Below are 6,881 nucleotides of genomic sequence, written 5' to 3'. Positions count from 1 at the left end.
ACGCACCGCGGGCCGCTCCCCGACGGGCGAACGCGGCCCGCCGCGGCACCGGCTCCGGTGGCCGCACCCGCGGTCAGCCGGCCGGGTCGGCCGGATGCGGAGCGAGGAGCGGCAGCTGGGAGGCCAGCCGCTCCTCGCACAGCTCGACCAGGCGGTCGTAGCCCGCCTTGCCCATCAGCTCCGTGAGCTCCGCCCGGTAGGACACGTACACCGGGTCGCCGGCGCCGTGGGCCGAGGTCGCCGACGTGCACCACCAGTGCAGGTCGTGCCCGCCCGGACCCCAGCCGCGGCGGTCGTACTCACCGATCGACACCTGGAGCACGCGCGTGTCGTCGGGCCGGTCGATCCAGTCGTAGGTCCGCCGGACCGGGAGCTGCCAGCAGACGTCGGGCTTGGTCTCCAGCGGCTCGCGGCCCTCCTTCAGGGCCAGGATGTGCAGCGAGCAGCCCGCGCCGCCCGCGAAGCCGGGGCGGTTCTGGAAGATGCAGGAGCCCTCGAAGGGGCGGGTCTGGCGGTCGCCGTCCTCGTCCTGCGAGACCCAGCCGCGCGCCGTGCCCTCGTCGTGGTGCTGCCAGATCTCCGGCGTCAGTCTCGCCACATGATCCGCGACGCGCTTCTCGTCGTCCTCGTCGGAGAAGTGCGCGCCCAGCGTGCAGCAGCCGTCGGCGGCGCGGCCCGCCTGGATGCCCTGGCAGCCGCTGCCGAAGATGCAGTTCCAGCGGGAGGTCAGCCATGTCAGATCGCACCGGAAGACCTGCTCGTCGTCCGCCGGATCCGGGAACTCCACCCACGCGCGGGCGAAGTCCAGGCCCTTCTCGTCCGGTTCCGGGCCCTGCTGCGGCCGCTTCGTCTTCGCGGCGGTCTTCGCCTGCGAAGAACCCTTGGCCGATTTGGCCGTCTTGTCGTTCTTCGCGTTTTTCGTCTTTGGCACGCGTCCAGGGTACGGCGTCCGCGCCCGCCCCTTCGAGGACTGCGCAGCGCCCCGGTGGCAGTAGCGTGCCGTACATGAGACTCGGTGTCCTCGACGTGGGTTCCAACACGGTGCATCTGCTGGTGGTGGACGCGCATCCCGGCGCGCGCCCGCTCCCCGCGCACTCGCACAAGGCGGACCTGCGCCTTGCCCAACTGCTCGACGACGACGGCGCCATCGGTCCGGACGGCGTCGACCGGCTGATCGGCGTCGTCCACGAGGCACTCCAGGCGGCCGAGGACAAGGGCGTGGAGGAAGTACTGCCGTTCGCGACGTCCGCGGTGCGCGAAGCCCGCAACGCCGACGACGTCCTCGCGCGCGTGCGGCGCGAGACCGGTGTCCAGCTGCGCGTCCTCACCGGCGAGGAGGAGGCGCGGCTGACCTTCCTGGCCGTCCGCCGCTGGTTCGGCTGGTCCGCCGGGAAACTGCTGGTGCTGGACATCGGCGGCGGGTCCCTGGAGATCGCGTACGGCATCGACGAGGAGCCCGACGCCGCGGCGTCCCTGCCGCTGGGCGCGGGGCGGCTCACGGCGGGCTGGCTGCCGGGCGACCCCCCGGCCGCGGAGGACATACGCGCGCTGCGCCGGCACGTGCGGGCCCGGATCGCGCGGACGGTCGGCGAGTTCAGCCGGTTCGGGGCGCCCGACCACGTGGTCGCCACCTCCAAGACGTTCAAGCAGCTCGCCCGCATCGCCGGGGCGGCCCGCTCCGCCGAGGGGCTGTACGTCCAGCGCGATCTGAAGCGGGAGTCCCTGGAGGCATGGGTGCCCCGGCTCGCCGGGATGACCGAGGACCAGCGCGCCGAACTGCCCGGCGTCTCGGAGGGCCGGGCAGGACAGCTCCTCGCGGGCGCCCTCGTCGCCGAGGGCGCGATGGACCTGTTCGGCGTGGAGACACTGGAGATCTGCCCCTGGGCCCTGCGCGAGGGCGTGATCCTGCGGAAGCTGGACCACCTGACGGTGACGTGAAGTGACGTGAAGTGACGTGAAGTGACGGGACGGGACGTGACGGGACGGGGCCCGCGGGGAGCGCGCCGCGTTCCCGGCGGCACCGGGCGCATCGGTGGCACCAGCCACACCAGCCACACCGGCCGGGCCCGCCGCGCCCCGGCGTGAACCCCGGCACCCGCGCCCCGCACTCCCGCGCCCCGCGTGTACCCAGTCGCCCCCGCCGCCCCCGTCCCGCGCCCCCGCCTGCACCCCGGCGTGAACCCCGCCACACACCCCCTCCCGCGCTCCGGACGCCCCCGGTCCGCATAACCCCAGTTCGCCCCGGTGGCCGGTCGTCCGCCCTCGTGGCGGGCGTGCGGGCAGCGGTTCACCCTGCCCGAGCGGTGCCCCGTACGCTGTCCCTCGTGGCAGAACCAGTGGTGCGCGTCCCGGATGCGAAGGTCGCCCTGTCGACGGCTTCCGTCTATCCGGAATCGACGGCGACGGCCTTCGAGATCGCCGCGCGCCTCGGGTACGACGGCGTCGAGGTCATGGTCTGGACCGACCCGGTCAGCCAGGACGTCGAGGCGCTGCGCCGGCTCAGCGACTACCACCGCATCCCGGTCCTCGCGGTCCACGCGCCCTGCCTGCTGATCACCCAGCGCGTGTGGTCCACGGACCCCTGGACCAAGCTCCAGCGCGCCCGTGCCGCAGCGGAGAAGCTCGGCGCCGGCACCGTCGTCGTCCACCCGCCCTTCCGCTGGCAGCGGCAGTACGCCCGGGACTTCGTCGAGGGCGTGTGGCGCATGGCCGACGAGACGGACGTGCGGTTCGCCGTCGAGAACATGTACCCGTGGCGCTACCGCGACCGCGAGATGCTCGCCTACGCCCCCGACTGGGACGTCACCAAGGACGACTACCGCCACTTCACGATCGACCTCAGCCACGCGGCGACCGCCCGCAGCGACGCCCTCGCGATGCTCGACCGCATGGGCGACCGCCTGGGCCACGTCCACCTCGCCGACGGCCGCGGCTCGGCCAAGGACGAGCACCTGGTCCCCGGCCGCGGCACCCAGCCCTGCGCACAGGTGCTGGAGCGCCTGGCCCTGACCGGCTTCGACGGCCACGTCGTCATCGAGGTCAACACCCGGCGCGCGATGTCCAGCGCCGAACGCGAGGCCGACCTCGCCGAGGCCCTCGCCTTCACCCGCCTGCACCTCGCCTCGCCGGTGAAGGTGCCCCGGCCGTGACGGACAGCCCCGGGGGCAGCGGCTCCCGGCGCCGCGGCCGGCCCCCGCGCACGGAGTCCGCCGGCACCCGGGACCGGATCCTCGCCGCGGCCCGCGAGGAGTTCGCCGAGCGCGGCTACGACAAGACCTCCGTCCGCGGCATCGCCAAGTCGGCCGGGGTCGACTCGGCGCTCGTGCACCACTACTTCGGCACCAAGGAGCAGGTCTTCGAGGCCGCGGTCGAGGTCGCCTTCGCGCCCGCCCTCACGGTGCGCGACGCGGTGCTCGCCGCGCCCCTCGACGACGTCGGCGAGCGGATGACCCGGGTCCTCTTCGGGCTGTGGGAGAACTCCGTCACCCGCAAGCCGCTGCTCGCCATCGTCCGCTCGGCCGTCAACAACGACGTCGCCGCGTCCGTCTTCCGGCGGATGGTCACCGCGCAGCTGATGCGCCGCATCGCCGGCGAGATCGACGCCCCGGACGCGGAACTGCGCGTCGAACTCGCCGCCGCCCAGCTCGTGGGCATCGCGATGATGCGGTACGTCATCAGGATCGAACCGATCGCCTCCGCCGACGTGGAGCAGGTCATCGCCCGGGTGGCGCCCGTGGTGCAGGGGCACCTCACCGGCCCCTGAGACCCCTGCGACCCCTGAGACCCCTGCGACCCGTGAGATCCGTGAGACCCCTGCGACCCGTGAGATCCGTGATGCCCCCGAGGCACGGCTGAGACCGAGCGGGGCCGGTGAGACCGGGGCGGGACCGGGCGGGACCCGGCGGGACCGGGCCGAGCCCGGCGGCCTCCGCCCCCGAGACATACGTCCCGTATTCCGGACGCGTCGTCCCGCCCTCTGGATGACGGGCGTACGCTCGTTACCAGTCAGACGTCTCTGACCGCAGTCCCGCAGTCCCGCAGTCCCTGAAGTCTCCGCAGTCCCCGAAGTCCCTGAAGGAGCGAGCGACGATGCCCGAGCTGAGGTCCCGCACAGTCACCCACGGCCGCAACATGGCGGGCGCCCGCGCCCTGATGCGCGCCTCCGGTGTACCCGGTGCGGACATCGGCCGGAAGCCCATCATCGCGGTGGCGAACTCCTTCACCGAGTTCGTGCCCGGCCACACCCACCTCCAGCCCGTCGGCAGGATCGTCAGCGAGGCGATCACCGAGGCCGGCGGCATCGCGCGCGAGTTCAACACCATCGCGGTGGACGACGGCATCGCCATGGGCCACGGCGGGATGCTGTACTCCCTGCCCTCGCGCGACCTGATCGCCGACAGCGTGGAGTACATGGTCGAGGCGCACTGCGCCGACGCCCTGATCTGCATCTCCAACTGCGACAAGATCACCCCGGGCATGCTGAACGCCGCCCTGCGGCTGAACATCCCCACCGTCTTCGTCTCCGGCGGCCCCATGGAGTCCGGCCGTGCCACCCTGGTCGACGGCACGGTCCGCACGCTCGACCTGGTCGACGCCATCTCCGACGCCGTGAACGACAAGATCTCGGACGAGGACATCCTCCGTATCGAGGAGAACGCCTGTCCGACCTGCGGCTCCTGTTCCGGCATGTTCACCGCCAACTCGATGAACTGCCTGACCGAGGCCATCGGCCTGTCCCTGCCCGGCAACGGCTCGGTCCTCGCCACGCACACGGCCCGCAAGGCCCTGTACGAGAACGCGGCCCGCACGGTCATGGACATCACCCGCCGCTACTACGAGCAGGACGACGAGACCGTCCTGCCGCGGTCCGTCGCCACCTTCGCGGCCTTCGAGAACGCCATGGCCCTCGACATCGCCATGGGCGGCTCCACCAACACGATCCTGCACCTGCTGGCCGCGGCCCAGGAGGCGGGCGTCCCCTTCGGCCTGGAGCAGATCGACGCCGTCAGCCGGCGCGTCCCCTGCCTGGCGAAGGTCGCGCCCAACGTCGCCAAGGACCGCACCTACTACATGGAGGACGTCCACCGCGCCGGCGGCATCCCCGCCCTGTTGGGCGAACTGCACCGCGGCGGACTGCTCAACGAGGACGTGCACGCCGTGCACAGCCCCTCCCTGTCCGACTGGCTGAAGACCTGGGACGTGCGCGGCGGCTCCCCCTCGCCGGAGGCCGTCGAGATGTGGCACGCGGCCCCCGGATGCGTCCGGTCCGCGCAGGCGTTCTCGCAGTCCGAGCGCTGGGAGGCGCTGGACGAGGACGCCGCGGGCGGCTGCATCCGCAGCGTCGAGCACGCGTACTCCAAGGACGGCGGCCTGGCCGTCCTGCGGGGCAACCTCGCCGTGGACGGCTGCGTGGTGAAGACCGCGGGCGTCGACGAGTCCATCTGGACCTTCGAGGGCCCGGCGGTCGTCTGCGAGTCGCAGGAGGAGGCCGTCGAGAAGATCCTCAACAAGCAGGTCACCGACGGCGACGTCGTCGTGATCCGCTACGAGGGCCCCAAGGGCGGCCCCGGCATGCAGGAGATGCTCTACCCGACGTCCTTCCTCAAGGGCCGCGGCCTCGGCAAGACCTGCGCGCTGATCACCGACGGCCGCTTCTCCGGCGGCACCTCCGGACTCTCCATCGGCCACGCCTCCCCGGAGGCCGCGTCCGGCGGCACGATCGCCCTCGTCGAGGACGGCGACCGCATCCGCATCGACATCCCGGCCCGCACGGTCGAGCTGCTGGTCGACGACGCCGAACTCACCCGCCGCGAGCAGGCGCTGAACGGCGCCTACGCCCCGAAGAACCGCGAGCGCAAGGTCTCCGCCGCCCTGCGCGCCTACGCGGCCATGGCGACCAGCGCGGACAAGGGCGCGGTGCGCGACGTGACGAAGCTGGGCTGACCGCCGCTTCGCCGTCCGCACGCGTTCGACGGCCGTACGCGCCGCGGGGCCGTGCACGCGCGAAGACGGTGCGCGCCGCAGGACCGTACACGGGGGCCGCCTCCCGCCCCGGGAGGCGGCCCGCGCAGTTCACCAGGCCGACGGGTCCCGCGCGTCCACGGCGAAGACCGTGCCGTCGGGTGCCGCCGCGTGGACGCGGCCGCCCGCGAGCACCGGCTCGGGCAGGTCGGCCGCCACACCACCGGCGCCGAGCCGCGGCGGCGTCTGCCCCAGCAGCCGACCGCTGCGCGCGTCCACGGCCAGCAGCCGCCCGTCGGGCGCGCTCACGTACACCCGCCGCCCGTCCGTGACCGGCGCCGACGTCCGCACCACGGACGTCTCCAGGCTCCACAGCTGCCTGCGGGCCCGCACGTCGACGGCGACCAGCGAACCGCCGCCGCCCGTCAGGTACACGACGTCCTTGTACGCGGTGCCGTGCGCCTGCTGGAGCGCCACCGGCAGGGCCACCCGCCGGGACGTGCCGTCGGCGGGGGAGTAGCGGACGACGGCCCGGGTCTCGCTGTAGACCCCGTCGACGGACGCCAGGTAGAGCGCCCCGTCCGACGCGCCGGCCGGCCGCATCGTCCCGTCGAGCGTGGCGTCCCAGCGCACCTCGCCGGAGGCCGGGTCCACCGCCGTGATCCGGGTGCGCGATCCGTCGGCCGAGGCGCTCACCGTGTACACCGCCGATTCCCCGGCGAAGGAGACGAGGACCGGCGCGCGGTGGCCCGGGAAGGAACGGCTCCACGCCGTCTTCCCCGAGCCGCCGTCGACCGCGGTGACCGTGCCGTCCGAGCCGGTGAGCAGCACCATCCCCGCGGCGGCCGTCAGCGCGGTGGCCGCGGGGGCGTCCGGCTGCCGGCGCACCTCGCCCGTGCGCGCGTCGAGCGCCCGCGGCG

6 protein-coding genes are annotated in these 6,881 nt (G+C 73.5%); 4 read left to right on the top strand and 2 right to left on the bottom strand.

Annotated features, from left to right (window positions below; all coding sequences use genetic code 11):
* Positions 1-73: 73 nt before the first annotated feature.
* Positions 74-931, bottom strand: a complete 858-nt coding sequence (locus SZN_RS34210; RefSeq protein WP_007504246.1) for a DUF3109 family protein — start codon at positions 929-931, stop codon at positions 74-76.
* Positions 932-1,005: 74 nt separating this feature from the next.
* On the opposite strand from SZN_RS34210, the gene SZN_RS34205 reads away from it, so the two are divergent.
* From SZN_RS34205 to ilvD, 4 genes are all read left to right on the top strand, one after another.
* Complete coding sequence (locus SZN_RS34205; RefSeq protein ID WP_007504244.1) at positions 1,006-1,938, top strand: Ppx/GppA family phosphatase; 933 nt, start codon at positions 1,006-1,008, stop codon at positions 1,936-1,938.
* A 386-nt stretch (positions 1,939-2,324) separates the two neighbouring features.
* Entirely contained in the window at positions 2,325-3,149 is an 825-nt protein-coding gene (locus tag SZN_RS34200) for a sugar phosphate isomerase/epimerase family protein (protein ID WP_208865889.1), read from the top strand.
* Positions 3,146-3,763 carry a TetR/AcrR family transcriptional regulator gene (locus tag SZN_RS34195; protein ID WP_007504242.1) on the top strand — a complete coding sequence of 206 codons (618 nt, stop codon included), beginning with the start codon at positions 3,146-3,148 and terminating at the stop codon, positions 3,761-3,763. The genes SZN_RS34200 and SZN_RS34195 overlap by 4 nt, the downstream gene beginning before the upstream one ends.
* A 326-nt stretch (positions 3,764-4,089) precedes the next feature.
* Positions 4,090-5,943, top strand: a complete 1,854-nt coding sequence (ilvD, locus tag SZN_RS34190) for a dihydroxy-acid dehydratase (RefSeq protein WP_007504241.1) — start codon at positions 4,090-4,092, stop codon at positions 5,941-5,943.
* Positions 5,944-6,072: 129 nt separating this feature from the next.
* Here ilvD and SZN_RS34185 read toward each other — a convergent pair.
* The coding region (locus SZN_RS34185) for a PQQ-binding-like beta-propeller repeat protein (RefSeq protein ID WP_007504240.1) at positions 6,073-6,881 on the bottom strand (809 nt) is incomplete at its 5' end.

The organism is Streptomyces zinciresistens K42 (genome assembly GCF_000225525.1).
Lineage (GTDB): Bacteria > Actinomycetota > Actinomycetes > Streptomycetales > Streptomycetaceae > Streptomyces > Streptomyces zinciresistens.
This window is presented reverse-complemented; position numbering and strand designations above follow the sequence as displayed.

Excerpts from the sequence above, each read along its gene's own strand:
- SZN_RS34205 (WP_007504244.1), top strand. The coding sequence starts at position 1,006 with ATGAGACTCGGTGTCCTCGACGTGGGTTCCAACACGGTGCATCTGCTG.
- ilvD (WP_007504241.1), top strand. The coding sequence starts at position 4,090 with ATGCCCGAGCTGAGGTCCCGCACAGTCACCCACGGCCGCAACATGGCG.